We start from the raw sequence: 16,484 nt of genomic DNA on the forward strand, positions 1-16,484 counted from the left end.
CATATCTTAAAAGGCGTTAATGATGAGAGATCTGACTTTAGTAGAAATTCAATCTGTAAGTGGTGCAGGAGGGCTGTTGGTCGTTGGATGACTGGGCCTGTTGGTGTCTGTCCCGGTGATTGTCGGCGGCGCGATCCTCGGCGCGTCCCAACGCTGGGGTTAGCCTTTGTCGCTATGGTTTTAGGCATTGTCGGCACGGCGCTTTCCGGGGCCACGATGATTGTCGGTATTGCCCTTCCGGTGTGATCCTGGTTTGCTCAGCGGTGCGGTGCAAACCAGGATCACGGTTGCGGCCTGATTTATCTGCCCGGCGATAATCGTGGGTATTGCGGCCCTTCTGGTCTGGCGGGCACCGTCTTGTGGGGACAATTCCCCACAATTATCTTCTTCTCCGAGTCAATCACGGTAGCGATGCATGGCGACATCCCGCTAACTGCGTACGTCCTGGTCTGACGCTCTGCGGCTGAATTTGTTTTACTGATAATCCATTGCGCATGGCATAAAATTCTTATTACTCATTTTTATGGTGGCGCACGATTTAACGCGTGGTTAACCTGACTGCGTTTTGCATGCACAGACTTAAAGGATTCATTATGAAAGATGCACAAATCCGCCTTGCTATCGTTGGCGCCGACGGACGCATGGGGCGTCAGTTGATCCAGGCTACCCAGCAGACGGAAGGGGTGAGTCTGGGTGCCGCGCTGGTTCGTGGGGGATCCTCTTTGGTGGGGGTGGATGCGGGAGAATTGGCGGGAACCGGTCCGCTGGGCGTTAAGCTTGGCGATAATCTTGCCGCCGTGATGGATGATTTTGACGTGCTGATTGATTTCACCCGTCCGGAAGGGACGCTGGGCTATCTGGCTATCTGCCGTCAGCACCATAAGGCGATGGTGATTGGCACCACAGGTTTTGATCAAGCGGGTAAAGCGGCGATTAAAACCGCGGCTGAAGAGATTGGCATCGTGTTTGCGGCTAACTTCAGTGTGGGGGTCAACCTGGTCCTGAAGTTGCTGGAAAAAGCCGCCAAAGTGATGGGGGACTATGCTGATATTGAGATTATTGAAGCTCATCACCGACATAAAGTGGATGCGCCTTCCGGCACCGCCCTGGCAATGGGAGAAGCGATTGCTGATGCGATGGACTGGGATTTAAACCAGCACGCGGTATACGCCCGTGAAGGTCACACAGGTGAACGTAAAGCACAATCTATAGGTTTTGCTACTGTTCGGGCTGGCGATATTGTTGGTGAGCACACGGCGATGTTTGCGGATACAGGTGAACGTGTAGAGATTAGCCACAAAGCCTCAAGTCGTATGACTTTCGCAAAAGGGGCAATAAAGGCAGCAATGTGGTTAAGTTCACGTAAAGAAGGCCTTTATGACATGAGAAATGTGCTTGATCTCGATAATTTATAATTTTATTTGTCCTGATTTTGTGATGGTTTGTTTTTTAGTGAATTGATTTTAAAGGGCAATATTTATGTTGCCCATTTTGTTTTTTGTTTTTAATGCTTAGTTTGTGTTTTTACTATTAAACTGATATTTGTGATTTTTTTTATTGTTTTTTAACCATTAAAAATGCTGTTTTTGACCATTTGGTCCACTTTTCCCCCTGTCAGACTCCCTGTTTATGCATGGTGATCAAAGCAACCGGTTAAATGACCAGGAAGGTTGTTGTTTTTAGCGTGAATCATCCTAATTACCGCTCAATGCAGTGAAAATATAAGGAAAACCATGATGCAGGGTAGACAATAACTGAGGCGATCATTAGAATGCGCGCAATTTGCCAAAAATCGAGCAGTCAGGCGGTTTTTGCATTGATTTAAGGCTTTAATATGAATTAATATGCAAATAATGTGACTGTTTATTCCCTGGAGGATGTTTTGATTAAGTCAGCGCTATTGGTTCTGGAAGACGGAACCCAATTCCACGGTCGGGCCATCGGGGCGACAGGATCGGCAGTGGGAGAAGTGGTTTTCAATACTTCAATGACCGGTTATCAAGAAATCCTCACTGATCCTTCCTATTCCCGCCAAATCGTTACTCTTACTTATCCCCATATCGGCAATGTCGGCACCAACTCCGCTGACGATGAATCTTCTCAGGTACATGCTCAAGGGCTGGTTATTCGTGACCTGCCGCTGATAGCCAGCAATTTCCGTCATGAAGAAGGCTTGTCTGCTTACCTGAAACGCCACAACATTGTCGCTATTGCCGATATCGATACACGTAAGTTGACTCGTCTGCTACGTGAAAAAGGGGCTCAGAACGGTTGCATTATTGCTGGTGATGCGCCGGACGCCGCACTGGCATTGCAGAAAGCACAAGTGTTCCCGGGTCTGAAAGGCATGGATCTGGCAAAAGAAGTGACTACCGCTGAAACCTACCACTGGCTGCAAGGTAGCTGGACGCTGGCTGGCGGATTGCCGACCGCAAAGAAAGAGCAGCAATTGCCTTTTCATGTGGTCGCTTGTGATTACGGCGTGAAGCGCAACATCCTGCGTATGCTGGTTGATCGTGGTTGCCGCCTGACCGTCGTTCCGGCGCAAACGCCAGCGGAAGAGATACTGAAAATGAATCCGGACGGTATCTTTCTCTCCAACGGACCGGGTGATCCGGAGCCCTGCGACTACGCGATAGCGGCGATTAAGCGCTTTCTTGAAACCGACGTGCCAGTATTCGGCATCTGCCTGGGGCATCAATTGCTGGCGCTGGCCAGCGGGGCGAAAACCGTCAAGATGAAATTGGGACACCACGGTGGTAACCATCCGGTGAAAGATCTGGATAACAATACCGTGATGATCACCGCGCAAAACCATGGTTTTGCCGTCGATGGCAGTCATTTACCGGACAACCTGCGGGTAACGCATATCTCGCTGTTTGACCAGACGGTGCAAGGTATCCATCGTACTGATAAAGCCGCGTTCAGCTTCCAGGGGCACCCTGAAGCCAGCCCGGGACCGCACGATGCGGCACCGTTATTCGATCACTTTATCGAGTTGATCGAAGCCTACCGTTCTACTGCAAAATAATCAGGAGCGAGACCATGCCAAAACGTACCGACATAAAAAGTATCCTGATCCTTGGCGCTGGTCCGATAGTCATCGGCCAGGCCTGTGAATTTGATTACTCTGGCGCCCAGGCTTGCAAGGCGCTGCGTGAAGAAGGCTACCGCGTTATTTTGGTTAACTCCAACCCGGCCACCATCATGACCGATCCCGATATGGCCGATGCGACCTATATTGAGCCGATTCACTGGGAAGTGGTACGCAAAATTATTGAGAAAGAGCGTCCTGACGCCGTACTGCCCACCATGGGCGGCCAGACGGCGCTAAATTGTGCGTTGGAACTGGAACGGCAGGGCGTGCTGGCTGAGTTCGGCGTCACCATGATTGGCGCCACTGCGGATGCGATTGATAAGGCCGAAGACCGCCGCCGTTTCGATGTGGCGATGAAAAAAATCGGTCTGGAAACCGCGCGTTCCGGTATCGCACACAGCATGGAAGACGCGCTGAAAGTCGCTGAAGAGGTGGGGTTCCCATGCATCATCCGTCCGTCCTTCACCATGGGCGGGACGGGGGGCGGCATCGCTTATAACCGTGAAGAGTTTGAAGAGATTTGTGAACGAGGGCTGGATCTGTCGCCTACCAACGAGCTGCTGATTGATGAATCGCTGATCGGCTGGAAAGAGTATGAAATGGAAGTGGTGCGTGACAAAAACGACAACTGCATCATTGTCTGCTCTATTGAAAACGTCGATGCTATGGGGATCCATACCGGAGACTCCATTACCGTGGCGCCTGCGCAGACCCTGACCGACAAAGAATACCAGGTAATGCGTAATGCCTCGATGGCGGTCCTGCGTGAAATCGGCGTGGAAACGGGCGGGTCTAATGTGCAATTCGCGGTTAATCCGCAGAATGGCCGCCTGATAATCATCGAGATGAATCCTCGTGTTTCCCGTTCTTCCGCGCTGGCGTCAAAAGCGACTGGTTTCCCGATTGCTAAAATCGCCGCCAAGCTGGCGGTGGGGTACACGCTTGATGAGTTGATGAACGATATCACCGGGGGCCGTACTCCGGCGTCGTTCGAGCCTTCTATCGACTATGTGGTTACCAAGATCCCACGCTTCAACTTTGAGAAATTCGCCGGCGCCAACGACCGTCTGACCACGCAGATGAAATCGGTCGGCGAGGTCATGGCCATTGGCCGCACATTGCAGGAATCAATGCAAAAAGCGTTACGTGGTCTGGAGGTGGGGGTACATGGTTTCGACCCGAAAGTCGATCTGCATGATGCCCAGGCGCTGACCACCATCCGTCGTGAGCTGAAGGATGCGGGTTCTGATCGGATCTGGTATGTGGCCGATGCGTTCCGCGCGGGGATGTCAGTCGACGAGGTGTTCACCCTGACCAATATCGACCGCTGGTTCCTGGTGCAGATTGAAGAGCTGGTTGAGCTGGAAGAGCAGGTCGCCCGTGAAGGTGTGAACGGCCTGACGGCTGACTTTCTGCGTACGCTTAAGCGTAAAGGTTTTGCCGATGCGCGCCTGGCGGTACTGGCCGGTGTGGCCGAGTCTGAAGTGCGTAAGCGGCGTGAGCAGTATAATCTTCATCCGGTTTACAAACGTGTGGATACCTGTGCGGCGGAGTTCTCCACTGACACGGCTTACATGTACTCAACGTATGAAGAAGAGTGCGAAGCTAATCCGCATCATGATCGTGAAAAAATCATGGTGCTGGGCGGTGGTCCGAACCGTATTGGCCAGGGTATCGAGTTTGACTACTGCTGTGTGCATGCGTCGCTGGCGCTGCGTGAAGATGGGTATGAGACCATTATGGTCAACTGTAACCCTGAAACGGTATCGACTGACTACGATACCTCTGACCGCCTGTACTTCGAACCGGTAACCCTGGAAGACGTGTTGGAAATTGTCCGCATTGAGCAGCCCAGGGGGGTCATCGTGCAGTACGGCGGTCAAACTCCGCTGAAACTGGCCCGTGAACTGGAAGCGGCGGGGGTGCCGATTATCGGTACCAGCCCGGATGCGATTGACCGTGCGGAAGACCGTGAGCGGTTCCAGCAGGCGGTGGAGCGCCTGGGCCTGAAACAACCGGCCAATGCCACGGTTACCGCGTTGGAGCAGGCCGTTGAGCGGGCGGCGAGCATTGGCTACCCGCTGGTGGTACGTCCTTCGTATGTGCTGGGCGGCCGTGCCATGGAAATCGTTTATGATGAAATCGACCTGAAGCGTTATTTTCAGACCGCGGTGTCCGTTTCTAACGATGCCCCGGTGCTGCTGGATCGTTTCCTGGATGATGCGGTGGAAGTGGATGTCGATGCTATCTGCGATGGCGAGCGTGTGTTGATTGGCGGCATCATGGAGCATATTGAGCAGGCTGGCGTACACTCAGGTGATTCCGCCTGTTCTCTGCCTGCCTATACCCTGAGCAAAGAGATCCAGAACGTGATGCGTCATCAGGTTGAGAAGCTGGCCTTTGAACTTTGCGTACGTGGCCTGATGAATGTGCAGTTCGCGGTAAAAGATAACGAAGTGTACCTGATTGAAGTCAATCCACGAGCCGCGCGTACCGTACCTTTCGTCTCTAAAGCGACGGGCGTACCGTTGGCTAAAGTGGCTGCCCGGGTTATGACCGGTAAAACGCTGGCTGAGCAGGGCGTGACCGTGGAAGTTATTCCACCGTACTACTCGGTGAAGGAAGTGGTTCTACCGTTCAATAAATTCCAGGGCGTCGACCCGATCCTTGGGCCTGAAATGCGTTCTACCGGGGAAGTTATGGGGGTGGGACGCAACTTCGCTGAAGCCTTTGCCAAGGCGATGCTGGGTGCGCAGAGCAACATGAAGAAAACGGGGCGGGCGTTGTTGTCAGTCCGTGACGGCGACAAGAAACGCATCGTGGATCTGGCGGCGAAACTACAGAAATTCGGTTTTGAGTTGGATGCCACTCATGGTACCGCGGTGGTCCTGGGCGAAGCGGGGATTAACCCACGTCTGGTCAATAAGGTGCATGAAGGTCGTCCACACATTCAGGATCGTCTGAAGAACGGTGAATATGCCTATATTGTTAACACCACCGCTGGGCGTCAGGCGATTGAAGATTCCCGGGCGATTCGCCGCAGTGCGTTGCAGTATAAAGTGCATTATGACACCACGCTGAACGGCGGTTTCGCCACCACGATGTCGCTGAATGCCGATCCGACCGATAAGGTGATTTCCGTACAGGAAATGCATGCGCAGATTAACGGTTAGTTTAGTCGTGAGATCCTCCCCGCTTCGGCGGGGATTTTGTTATTACTGACATGCCCCGTGTTATCCGCTGTTGAATTTGTGAGCTTAGCAACAGCGTATCAGTCGCTAATCCTTTATTATTGCTGGGCGTAAAGTGTCTTGCGCATCATGCAGAAATTAAAGGGATTGAATAAATGAAACAAGTCTTACTGGCCACGCTGACCTGGGCGGTGATGTGTCCGGCTTTTGCCACTATGGATGTTACGACTAACCCAGATGTTTTTTTCCTGAAGGAATCACAGTCTGTTGACAGCCAGGCCTTACTGCCACCGCCACCGGCGGGAGACAGTATCGATTTTCTCAATGACAAAGCCCAGTATGAAGCTGCTAAATTACTGCGGGATACGCCGCGTGGTAAGCAGGCATGGCGGGATGCGTATGTCGAGGGTAACGGTGTGGCAGAGGCGTTTTCCGCTGCTTTTGGTCATACCATCAGCCCGGGAACCACGCCGGAAATTTATCGTCTGGTGGTTAAAATGCGTGAGGATGCGGGCGATCTCGCGACCCGCAGTGCCAAGCAACATTATATGCGTATCCGTCCCTTCGCTTATTACCATGAGCCAACCTGCCGCGCCGATGATGAGGGTAAGCTGTCCAAAAATGGCTCTTATCCTTCCGGTCACACCACCATAGGGTGGGCGACAGCGCTGGTGCTGGCGGAAATCAATCCGACCCGACAAGATATCATCCTCAAACGGGGTTACGATCTGGGGCAAAGCCGGGTGATTTGTGGCTATCACTGGCAGAGCGATGTGACGGCAGCGCGGATTGTCGGTGCCGCTATTGTGGCGCGATTGCATGCCGATGACGGTTTCGCGCAACAATTGCAGAAAGCGAAAGAGGAATTTAAACACCTGCCTGTTGTGGCGTCATAAGTGATCGCTGTGGCTTTCAGGTTGTTGTCTGGCCGGTGAGAGCGATAGGACACCTCATCCCGGTTCAGAAGCCGGGATGGGAAACCGTCAGGAAAGGACGACTTTGATCCCCAGAGCGATCAGCACGCCGCCGAGTAGTTTGTCGAGCCACTTCTGCGCTTTCGCCAGCCCGCGACGCACCGGCGCACACTGGATCAGCAAGACCAGCAGAGGCCACCACAGGGATGAGAGCGTCAGGATAATCCCCTTTTCATCCAGGCTGGAATTAACGTTCAGTACCTGAGTAAACATCGCCAGGAAAAATAACGTTGCTTTCGGATTCAGCAGATTACACAAGTAACCTTGCAGAAAAGCTGTTTTCAGCGAGGTTGATTCTGGCGTGATATTGCTCAGATTCATTTTACTGTTGTTATGGGAAAACAGCGCCTGTATACCGAGATAGATTAACCAGGCCGCACCGGCATATTTCAGCAGCATAAACAGCCAGGGAGTGGTGGTGATAACCACGGCCAGACCCGCCACACAGTAGGTCATGTGGGTCGCCACGGCGCAGTTTACTCCCAGGGTGGTCATCAGTGCCGCACTACGGCGATAACGCGACGCATTTTTGATGATCAAGAAAAAGTCGGGGCCGGGTGAAAGCATCCCCAGCATCGCGATAGTGGCAACGAATAAACTGGTTTCTACCATGGTATTCTCGGTAACGATTAAAAAAGCGCAATGGGTGTCAGAAATCGCGTTTATTTTAGCGCGGTGCATCGGTAAATAACATGCCAATACGCTCTTTAAGAACCTTTACGCATTTCCTGGCGCTTTGCTATCGACGAAACTTTCACCTTTCCGTATGATGTCGCCAATTTTGTACCCTGTTGAGTATTTCAGATGATAAGCCTTATTGCGGCCATGGCGGCCGATCGCATTATTGGGATGGAAAATGCCATGCCCTGGCACCTGCCAGCCGATCTGGCCTGGTTCAAACGTCAAACGCTGGACAAGCCCGTCGTCATGGGGCGTCGTACCTTTGAATCGATTGGTCGTCCGTTGCCGGGACGTTTGAATATTGTCATTAGTCGTCAGAAAGGGACGGCGGCAGGGGTAACCTGGGTGAGTTCAATTGACGACGCTCTCCGTGCGGCGGGAGAGGCTGAAGAGATCATGGTGATCGGCGGTGGCCGTATCTATGAACAACTGTTGCCGCGGGCGGACCGGCTTTATCTGACCCATATTGATGCAGAAGTGGAAGGTGATACCACGTTCCCGGACTATGAACCAGACGAATGGCAGTCGACGTTTAGCGAGTTCCACGATGCGGATGAGCACAATAGCCACAGTTGCTGCTGGGAAATCCTCGATCGTCGTCGGGCATAACTATTGATGATAACCCGCATCCTGAGCGGAGTGCTACACCGATGCGGGTTATCCTCCCACCTGCGCGGAATGTTCCGCGCGGGTTTTTACACTTCCACACTCTGCGTCCGGTTCGAGGGCTGAACAAACCACGCTTTATCTTCCCAGCGCAACATCGTCAACGAGCCTCCCCAGCAGCAGCCGGTATCCAGCCCCAGAATGCCTTCCGGCGTTCCTTTACCTTCCAGCGCCGCCCAGTGGCCAAAGACAATGGTGTAGTCGCGAGAGACTGGGCCGGGTAGGGTAAACCACGGTTTCAGCGGCGGTGGGGCTAACGCCGGCGTATCTTTGCAAATCATATCCAACTGGCCGTTAGGGAAGCAAAAACGCATCCTGGTCAGCGCATTGGTACTGAAACGCAGGCGCGCAAGGCCACTCAGCTCCGGCGTCCAGTTATTTGGCATATCGCCGTACATGGCATCCAGAAACAACGGATAGGTATCGCTGGCAAGTACCGTTTCGACTTCCTGAGCGCAGGTTTGTGCTGTCGCCAGATCCCACTGCGGGGTAATCCCGGCGTGCGCCATAACCAACTTTTTCTCTTCATCAACCTGTAGTAGTGGCTGGCGCCGCAGCCAGTTGATCAGTTGATCGGCGTCTTCTGCTTGCAACAGGGCCGTCAAACGATCTTTGGGTTTGTTGCGACTGATCCCGGCAAAAACCGCCAGCAGGTGCAGATCGTGGTTACCCAACACCATCCTCACCGCATCGCCAAGTGAACGGACAAAGCGCAGGACTTCTAGCGAATCCGGTCCACGCGCGACTAAATCGCCGGTCAACCACAGCGTATCCTGCACAGGATTGAAATCAGCCTGTGCTAACAGAGATTGCAGTTCATCGTAGCAACCGTGAATGTCGCCAATCAGATAAGTACTCATAAATCGTCCGGCCTGTATCGCGATGCTGTCAGGGTCAGTCGCTGAGGATGAATTAGTGGATATGGCTGGCGACGGCCAGCCTGAATACCGGGATCTCGGCCAGGAATGTCTCCCCCTCGCTGTCGATCATCGTAAAATGTCCTTGCATAGTGCCCATTGGGGTTTCGAGTACCGCGCCGCTGGTGTACTGAAACTCGCTGCCGGGTTGGATATGCGGTTGCTCTCCGACCACGCCCTCGCCCTGAACTTCGGTTTTATGACCGTTGCCGTTGGTTATCAACCAGTAACGGCTCAGCAATTGCACGGTGGTACGCCCCAGATTACGGATGGTTATCGTATAGGCGAACACATAACGATCCTTTTCCGCAACAGATTGCGACGGAATCCAGGCACTTTGTACCTGAACACAAATCCGGGGTGTATCGATCATGGTAGTCGCTCTCCTACGGCTGGGGATGCGCAGTCAGCCAGTTGGCCAGTTGGCAGTATTGTGCCACGGAGATGTTTTCTGCCCGCAAGATCGGATCGATATTCATCTCCTGTAACGTCTCCGGTGAGAACAGATGACCGAGACTGTTACGTAGCGTTTTGCGACGCTGACCAAAGGCTTCTGTGGTTATCCTGCTGAGGGCGCGAATGTCCTGTACCGGATGAGGAATGTTGGTATGGGGAACCAGACGCACAACGGCGGAGTCTACTTTAGGAGCTGGCGTAAACGATTCCGGCGGTACTTCCAGTACCGGGATCACCTGGCAGTAGTACTGCGCCATTACCGTTAGACGACCATAGGCTTTGCTACCTGGGCCGGCAACCAGACGGTTAACCACTTCTTTCTGCAACATGAAATGCATGTCACGGATAGCCTCAGTATAGCTGAAAAGATGGAACATCAACGGGGTTGAGATGTTGTACGGCAGGTTACCAAATACGCGCAAGGGCTGGCCTTTTTCCTGGGCTAATGCGGCGAAGTCAAAGGTCATGGCATCCTGCTGGTAAATGGTCAGCTTGGATCCCAGAAAAGGGTGGGTCTGCAGACGAGCGGCCAGATCACGGTCGAGTTCGATAACCGTCATGGCGTCCAGACGCTCGCCCACGGGTTCGGTTAAGGCACCCAGACCGGGACCAATCTCAACAATTGCCTCATCGGGCCGCGGGTAAATAGCCGAGACAATGCTGTCGATAATGTATGGGTCGTTAAGGAAGTTCTGTCCGAAACGTTTACGGGCGAAGTGGCCCTGGTGGACACGATTATTCATTGACTTCTTTGATCATGGTGATGGCGAGGTTAAGCGCCGTAATAAAGCTGCCCGCATCGGCGTTGCCCTGACCTGCCAGCTCCAGAGCAGTGCCATGGTCAACAGACGTACGGATAAAGGGCAGGCCGAGGGTGATATTTACCGCACGACCAAATCCCTGATATTTTAGCACCGGCAACCCCTGGTCGTGGTACATGGCCAGAACCGCATCGGCGTGCTGTAAATATTTGGGCTGAAACAAGGTGTCCGCCGGCAACGGGCCGGTCAGTTGCATACCACGTTGGCGTAACTCATTCAGCGCGGGAATGATAACATCAATCTCTTCCCGTCCCATATGACCGCCTTCGCCCGCATGAGGATTCAGACCACACACCAGGATATGGGGGGCGGTAAGGCCGAATTTGCTTTGCAGATCGGCATGCAGGATGCTGATCACTTCATGCAGGCTTTCGCGCGTGATGGCGGCAGATACCTCTTTCAGCGGCAGATGAGTGGTTGCCAGGGCAACACGCAGTTCCTCTGTCGCCAGCATCATCACCACGCGTGAGCAATGGGCACGTTCGGCGAAAAATTCCGTATGACCGCTGAACGGGATCCCGGCATCGTTGATCACCCCTTTGTGCACCGGACCAGTAATCAGCGCGGCAAACTCACCGTTCAGACAACCGTCACAGGCTCTCGCCAGCGTTTCCAGTACATAATGGCTGTTTGCCACACACAGTTCACCCGCTTTAACCGGCTGTGAGGTGGCGATGGGTAATACGGTCAACGTGCCTGCCGCTTGCGGCTGTGCTGCACCGTCGGGGCGATATTCCCGCAACGTCAGGGGAAGTCCCAGCGTTGCTGCACGCTGGCGCAGCAACGCTGGGTCGGCACACACCACCAGCTCAACCGGCCAGTCGCGCTGGGCCAGTTGCAGGGTGACATCCGGACCAATCCCAGCGGGTTCGCCGCAGGTTAAAACCACACGCGGGTTACTGAGCATTGGCATCCAGAATTTTCACGTAGGCCGAGGCACGTTGTTCTTGCATCCAGGTCTGCGCTTCTTCAGCAAATTTACGGTTGAACAGCAGACGGTAAGCCCGCTCTTTCTGCGCCGAATCAGTTTTATCAACCTGTCGGGTATCCAGCAACTGGATCAGATGCCAGCCGAAGGAAGAGTGAACCGGCGCGCTCATCTGGCCTTTTTTCAGCTTCAACACGGCATCACGAAACGCGGGATCGAAGATTTCCGGAGAGCTCCAGCCCAGATCGCCGCCCTGATTAGCGGAGCCAGGGTCCTGTGAAAAATCCTTCGCCGCCTGGGCAAAGGTGGTTTTACCGCTGTTAACGTCTGCCGCAATCTGCTCCAGTTTCTGACGTGCCTGATCGTCGGTCATCACCGGTGACGGCCTCAGCAGAATGTGACGGGCATGCACCTCAGTGACGGAGATGCTCTGATTATCGCCGCGTACATCGTTGACTTTCAGAATATGGAAGCCCACGCCGGAACGGATCGGACCAATGATATCGCCTTTTTTAGCGGTGACCAGCGCCTGAGCGAACAGGGAAGGCAACTCCTGAATACGTCCCCATCCCATGGTGCCGCCTTTCAGCGCCAGCGGGTCTGCGGAGTAGGTGATCGCCAGCTTGCCGAAGTCAGCGCCGTTTTTCGCTTCACTGACCAGTTGGTTCGCTAATTTTTCTTGTTCATCAACCTGTTGCTGGGTCGGATTTTCCGGCAGAGGCAGCAGGATATGGCTCAGATTTAGCTCGGTTGACGCATCGTTCTGAGAAGAAATTTGCTTCGACAGAGAGTCGACTTCCTGTGGCAGAATGGTGATGCGACGGCGAACTTCGTTGTTACGCACTTCCGCAATCGTCATTTCTTTACGGATCTGTTCGCGGTAGGAGGCATAGTTTACGCCGTCATAAGCCAGGCGGCTACGCAACTGATCGACGGTCATTTTGTTTTGTTGGGCAATATTACTGATCGCCTGATCAAGCTGGTCATCCTGAATCTGGATGCCAGCCTGTTTAGCCATCTGCAGCAAAATGTTATCCATCACCAGACGCTCGATTATCTGATGACGCAGGGTTTTATCGTCAGGAAGTTGCTGACCCGCTTCCTGAGCCTGACTTTTTACCGATTGCATCATGCCGTCGACGTCACTTTCTAAGACCACGCCGTTATTCACTACGGCGGCGACTTTATCAACTACTTGTGGGGCTGCAAACGCGGTGCTGGCTGTCAGCGCGGCACCAAGGATCAGCATTCTCCAGTTCTTCATACATTTTCCATTCTTGCGGGTTTGCCTACTATTTTTATCACAACATCAGAAAGAGCGCTGATAAGGCAAGATGCCCTGACGCAGCATTTCACCGGTGCCCAGACTGTAAGACGGACTCAGGCCACGAAGCTCAATGTTGAATGAGATTCTATTGTCGTAATTACTTTTACTGTTGAGGCTATCCCAACTGGTGATTTTACGTTCGTATCCAAGGCGGATAGCATAACAGCAGGAGCTGTACTGCACGCCAAGCAATTGATCAGCCGGTTGTTTCGCTTTAGTGTCGTAATACCACGCTCCCACTACCGCCCAGGAATCGGCAATCGGCCAACTGGCCGTCGCGCCTACCTGTGAGATCCCTTGCTGGTAGCCTGGATTGGTTATCTGACTTAACGTCTGCTGGATGTATTCCGGGCTGGTGTAGCGATAGTTCAACTGCACCATGCGGTCTGCATCACGACGGTATTCCAGCACCGCATTCCCTTGTGAAATTTCGTTAAGGTGAGTGTCGTACTGCACGCCACCGCGCGCATTCCAGTGATCGCTGATTTTCCAGTAAGTGTCTCCGGCCCACTCAATACTGCCACGATTGTCAGAGTCGGCGGTCTCCAGCCCGGTACGGGATGGAGTAAACGAATAGATTTGACCAACAGAAGCATTAAAACGTTCAACCCGATCATCATCAAATATTCGCGTGGTGATACCGCTGGTGATTTGGTTAGCAGAAGCGATACGATCCAGACCGCTATAGGTGCGGTCACGGAACAGACCGGTATAGTCGTTCTGCAGCAAGGTGGAGTCGTAAGCGCGAATATCACTCTGATCGCGATAAGGGAGGTACAGATACTGTAAACGCGGTTCCAGTGTTTGTGTATAACCCGGAGACCAGTCCATATCGCGATCAAAGACCATCTTGCCATCAATTTTGAACTGTGGCATTACCCGGTTTACGCTGCTTTTCAGCTGGTTAACTTTGGTGGTGTCAACGCTTTCGTTCCAGTAATCGATGTTACTCTGCTGGTAGTGCGTCGCCAGCAATTTGGCTTCGGTATTCAGGCTACCCCAGCGGTTAGACAGCGGCAGATTAATCGTCGGTTCCAGATGCAGACGTGTGGCATCCGGATACTCGTCGTTAACATTGGTGAATCTCACTGCCTGTGCGTACAGATGGGTGTCGAATGGTCCGACATTGTTCTGGTAATAGTTAAAATCAAATTGCGGCTCAGCGCGATAAACGTCGTTATTGCTCTGGGTAGAGAAAATTTGGAACTGTTTGCTTGACAGTGTCGCATTCCAGTTTGTATCGCTATAGCCGATACTGAATTTCTGCGTTACATAGCCATCGGTTGAGTTAGCATAGGGCGAATCAAGGTCAGTGAAGTAATAGACATCACTGACTTTGGTATAGTCGACGTTGAAACGCCAGTTCTGGTCATAGACCCCGGAATGTCTCCAATAGAACAACCAGCGATCGGAATCTTTATCACTGTTAATATTACGGGCGGGGGCATCTTTAGCATATTGATTATCTGACGGCAGATAATCGAACTCCATCAGACCGGCTCCCGCTTTAGACAGATAGCGGAATTCATTCTGCAACTGCAAGCCACGCTCACTCATGTAGTGTGGCGTGATGGTGGCATCGGCTTGCGGCGCGATATTCCAGTAGTAAGGCAGAATGAATTCAAAACCGCTTTTACTGTCGTATTTCGCATTGGGAATCAAGAAACCGGAACGGCGACGGTCGCCAATGGGCAGTTGCAGATATGGACTGTACAGCACCGGAACCGAGCCGATTCTAAAGCGGGCATTCCAGATTTCCGCCACCTGCTCTTCGCGGTCTTCGATGACCTCGGTCCCCGCCACGCTCCAACTGTTATCACCCGGCAAACAAGAGGTAAAGGTGCCGTTTTCCAGAATGGTATAGCGATTGTCTCCGCGCAGTTTCATCTGATCGCCGTTACCACGTCCCTGACGTCCCACCATTTGGTAGGTTCCGTTCCAGACGTTGGTGTCTTTGGTGTTCAGGTTCGACCAGCCTTTCGGACCTTTCAGGATGACCTGATCGTCGTCATAGTGCACATTACCTAGCGCGTCGACAGTACGCACGGGCGTGGTTTGTCCCGGCTGCTGCCTCTGGTGCAGTTGCACTTCATCGGCCTGTAGACGACTGTTGCCTTGCATAATATCAACATTGCCGGTGAAAACCGCATTATCAGGATAAGTGCCTTTCGCGCTATCTGCGTTAATCGTTACCGGCAATTCGTTGGTATTTTTTCCTTGCACCAAAGGACGGTTGTAGCTTGGTACCCCCAGCATGCATTGCGATGCCAGGTCATCGGCCAGGCCTTGCTGGCTATAAAATGCTGAACCGATAAGCGAGGCCAGCAAAGTAGGTAATCGTTTTTTCATACGCGGTATCGAAAATTCCGTGATAGCAGGCATCATGCCGACAAACGGTCAGAGACTAACGTACTCAACTGAGTTGCGCTAGTGTTATACCCTTCATCTTTCAAATTGAGTGGATGAAAATGTAGGGTAACTCCTGACAGTTTGACCGCGTTGCCGTTAGGCTATGAGATAAATGACAGGTATGATAATGCAATTTTTAGCCTTCAGCATGGCGAATTGAGGAGTATATGCGCTATTGGGGAAAAGTAATTGGGTTGGTGTTGGGTTTATTAAGCGGTACCGGCTTTTGGGGATTAGCGTTTGGCCTGCTGATTGGGCACCTGATTGATAAAGCGCGAGCGGTTCAGGGGCAGGGCTATTTTACCAATCAACAGACCCGACAGGCGCTGTTTTTCCGTACCACTTTTCAGGTGATGGGGCATTTGACCAAATCGAAAGGTCGTGTGACCGATGCGGATATTCAGATGGCTTCTCTGCTAATGGATCGCATGCAATTGCACGGTGAGGCCAGACTCTCCGCCCAGCGCGCCTTTCGTGAAGGAAAAGAGGGCGATTATCCGTTGCGCACTAAGTTGCGTGAATTACGCAGCGCCTGCTTTGGTCGCTTTGATCTGATTAGGATGTTTCTGGAAATTCAGATCCAGGCCGCTTTCGCCGATGGTTCGCTTCATCCGAATGAACGCCAGGTACTGTATGTGATAGCTGAAGAGTTAGGGATTTCCCGCCTGCAGTTTGATCAGTTCTTGCGCATGATGGAAGGTGGCCAGCAATTTGGCGGCGGCAGCCAGTCCTGGGGCGGTTCGGGGTCGCAAGGCGGTTTCAATGCCCGACAACGTGGGCCGACGCTGGAGGATGCCTGTAGCGTACTGGGGGTGAAAAGTAGCGATGATGCCGCCACCATTAAACGCGCCTACCGTAAACTGATGAGTGAACACCATCCGGACAAGTTGGTGGCGAAAGGATTACCGCCGCAGATGATGGAAATGGCCAAGCAGAAGGCACAGGAAATTCAGGCCGCTTACGATTTGATCAAGCGTGAAAAGGGGTTTAAATAGTGGACGGGCGGGATGTATTCCG

The 16,484-nt window shown here is 52.8% G+C and carries 14 protein-coding genes; 7 read left to right on the plus strand and 7 right to left on the minus strand.

The window, feature by feature from the left end; all coding sequences use genetic code 11:
- The first annotated feature begins 87 nt into the window (after positions 1-87).
- The 5 genes from EH228_RS20280 (at position 88) to EH228_RS17820 (ending at position 7,184) form a co-directional block, all read left to right on the plus strand.
- Positions 88-246 (plus strand): hypothetical protein, encoded by a 159-nt coding sequence (locus tag EH228_RS20280; RefSeq protein WP_193323379.1) that lies wholly within the window; start codon positions 88-90, stop codon positions 244-246.
- A 347-nt stretch (positions 247-593) separates the two neighbouring features.
- On the plus strand, positions 594-1,415 hold the full coding sequence (gene dapB, locus EH228_RS17805; RefSeq protein WP_152322960.1) for a 4-hydroxy-tetrahydrodipicolinate reductase: 822 nt from the start codon (positions 594-596) through the stop codon (positions 1,413-1,415).
- Between the two features lie 467 nt (positions 1,416-1,882).
- Positions 1,883-3,031: a glutamine-hydrolyzing carbamoyl-phosphate synthase small subunit gene (gene carA, locus EH228_RS17810; RefSeq protein WP_152322961.1), complete on the plus strand. Its 1,149-nt coding sequence runs from the start codon at positions 1,883-1,885 to the stop codon at positions 3,029-3,031.
- A gap of 14 nt (positions 3,032-3,045) precedes the next feature.
- Complete coding sequence (carB, locus tag EH228_RS17815; RefSeq protein WP_152322962.1) at positions 3,046-6,270, plus strand: carbamoyl-phosphate synthase large subunit; 3,225 nt, start codon at positions 3,046-3,048, stop codon at positions 6,268-6,270.
- Between the two features lie 173 nt (positions 6,271-6,443).
- Complete coding sequence (locus EH228_RS17820; protein WP_152322963.1) at positions 6,444-7,184, plus strand: acid phosphatase; 741 nt, start codon at positions 6,444-6,446, stop codon at positions 7,182-7,184.
- Positions 7,185-7,271: 87 nt separating this feature from the next.
- On the opposite strand, the gene EH228_RS17825 is transcribed toward EH228_RS17820, so the two are convergent.
- Positions 7,272-7,874, minus strand: coding sequence for a LysE family translocator (locus EH228_RS17825; protein ID WP_152322964.1), 603 nt, complete (start codon positions 7,872-7,874; stop codon positions 7,272-7,274).
- Between the two features lie 192 nt (positions 7,875-8,066).
- On the opposite strand from EH228_RS17825, the gene folA reads away from it, so the two are divergent.
- The gene (gene folA, locus EH228_RS17830) at positions 8,067-8,552 is read left to right on the plus strand and encodes a type 3 dihydrofolate reductase (RefSeq protein ID WP_152322965.1); all 486 of its coding nucleotides are present in this window, start codon (positions 8,067-8,069) and stop codon (positions 8,550-8,552) included.
- An 86-nt stretch (positions 8,553-8,638) separates the two neighbouring features.
- Here folA and apaH read toward each other — a convergent pair whose 3' ends face one another.
- The 6 genes from apaH to lptD are packed head-to-tail and all read right to left on the minus strand — an operon-like array spanning position 8,639 to position 15,443.
- Positions 8,639-9,469 (minus strand): bis(5'-nucleosyl)-tetraphosphatase (symmetrical) ApaH, encoded by an 831-nt coding sequence (gene apaH / locus EH228_RS17835; RefSeq protein ID WP_152322966.1) that lies wholly within the window; start codon positions 9,467-9,469, stop codon positions 8,639-8,641.
- A gap of 52 nt (positions 9,470-9,521) precedes the next feature.
- Positions 9,522-9,899, minus strand: coding sequence for a Co2+/Mg2+ efflux protein ApaG (gene apaG, locus EH228_RS17840; RefSeq protein WP_152322967.1), 378 nt, complete (start codon positions 9,897-9,899; stop codon positions 9,522-9,524).
- 13 nt (positions 9,900-9,912) lie between these two features.
- On the minus strand, positions 9,913-10,725 hold the full coding sequence (gene rsmA, locus EH228_RS17845; protein WP_152322968.1) for a 16S rRNA (adenine(1518)-N(6)/adenine(1519)-N(6))-dimethyltransferase RsmA: 813 nt from the start codon (positions 10,723-10,725) through the stop codon (positions 9,913-9,915).
- The gene (gene pdxA / locus EH228_RS17850) at positions 10,718-11,710 is read right to left on the minus strand and encodes a 4-hydroxythreonine-4-phosphate dehydrogenase PdxA (RefSeq protein WP_152322969.1); all 993 of its coding nucleotides are present in this window, start codon (positions 11,708-11,710) and stop codon (positions 10,718-10,720) included. Before pdxA ends, rsmA begins: the two co-directional genes overlap by 8 nt.
- On the minus strand, positions 11,700-12,995 hold the full coding sequence (gene surA / locus EH228_RS17855) for a peptidylprolyl isomerase SurA (protein ID WP_152322970.1): 1,296 nt from the start codon (positions 12,993-12,995) through the stop codon (positions 11,700-11,702). Before surA ends, pdxA begins: the two co-directional genes overlap by 11 nt.
- Before the next feature lie 45 nt (positions 12,996-13,040).
- Positions 13,041-15,443 (minus strand): LPS assembly protein LptD, encoded by a 2,403-nt coding sequence (gene lptD / locus EH228_RS17860; RefSeq protein ID WP_152322971.1) that lies wholly within the window; start codon positions 15,441-15,443, stop codon positions 13,041-13,043.
- A gap of 191 nt (positions 15,444-15,634) precedes the next feature.
- Here lptD and djlA point away from each other — a divergent pair, with 191 nt between their 5' ends.
- Complete coding sequence (gene djlA, locus EH228_RS17865; protein ID WP_152322972.1) at positions 15,635-16,462, plus strand: co-chaperone DjlA; 828 nt, start codon at positions 15,635-15,637, stop codon at positions 16,460-16,462.
- Positions 16,463-16,484: the final 22 nt, after the last annotated feature.

The sequence above is a fragment of the Erwinia endophytica genome (genome assembly GCF_009295515.1).
Classification (GTDB): Bacteria; Pseudomonadota; Gammaproteobacteria; order Enterobacterales; family Enterobacteriaceae; genus Erwinia; species Erwinia endophytica.

Excerpts from the sequence above, each read along its gene's own strand:
- EH228_RS20280 (WP_193323379.1), top strand. The coding sequence starts at position 88 with ATGACTGGGCCTGTTGGTGTCTGTCCCGGTGATTGTCGGCGGCGCGAT.
- dapB (WP_152322960.1), top strand. The coding sequence starts at position 594 with ATGAAAGATGCACAAATCCGCCTTGCTATCGTTGGCGCCGACGGACGC.
- carB (WP_152322962.1), top strand. The coding sequence starts at position 3,046 with ATGCCAAAACGTACCGACATAAAAAGTATCCTGATCCTTGGCGCTGGT.
- EH228_RS17820 (WP_152322963.1), top strand. The coding sequence starts at position 6,444 with ATGAAACAAGTCTTACTGGCCACGCTGACCTGGGCGGTGATGTGTCCG.
- EH228_RS17825 (WP_152322964.1), bottom strand. The coding sequence starts at position 7,874 with ATGGTAGAAACCAGTTTATTCGTTGCCACTATCGCGATGCTGGGGATG.
- folA (WP_152322965.1), top strand. The coding sequence starts at position 8,067 with ATGATAAGCCTTATTGCGGCCATGGCGGCCGATCGCATTATTGGGATG.
- apaH (WP_152322966.1), bottom strand. The coding sequence starts at position 9,469 with ATGAGTACTTATCTGATTGGCGACATTCACGGTTGCTACGATGAACTG.
- apaG (WP_152322967.1), bottom strand. The coding sequence starts at position 9,899 with ATGATCGATACACCCCGGATTTGTGTTCAGGTACAAAGTGCCTGGATT.
- rsmA (WP_152322968.1), bottom strand. The coding sequence starts at position 10,725 with ATGAATAATCGTGTCCACCAGGGCCACTTCGCCCGTAAACGTTTCGGA.
- pdxA (WP_152322969.1), bottom strand. The coding sequence starts at position 11,710 with ATGCTCAGTAACCCGCGTGTGGTTTTAACCTGCGGCGAACCCGCTGGG.
- surA (WP_152322970.1), bottom strand. The coding sequence starts at position 12,995 with ATGAAGAACTGGAGAATGCTGATCCTTGGTGCCGCGCTGACAGCCAGC.
- lptD (WP_152322971.1), bottom strand. The coding sequence starts at position 15,443 with ATGATGCCTGCTATCACGGAATTTTCGATACCGCGTATGAAAAAACGA.
- djlA (WP_152322972.1), top strand. The coding sequence starts at position 15,635 with ATGCGCTATTGGGGAAAAGTAATTGGGTTGGTGTTGGGTTTATTAAGC.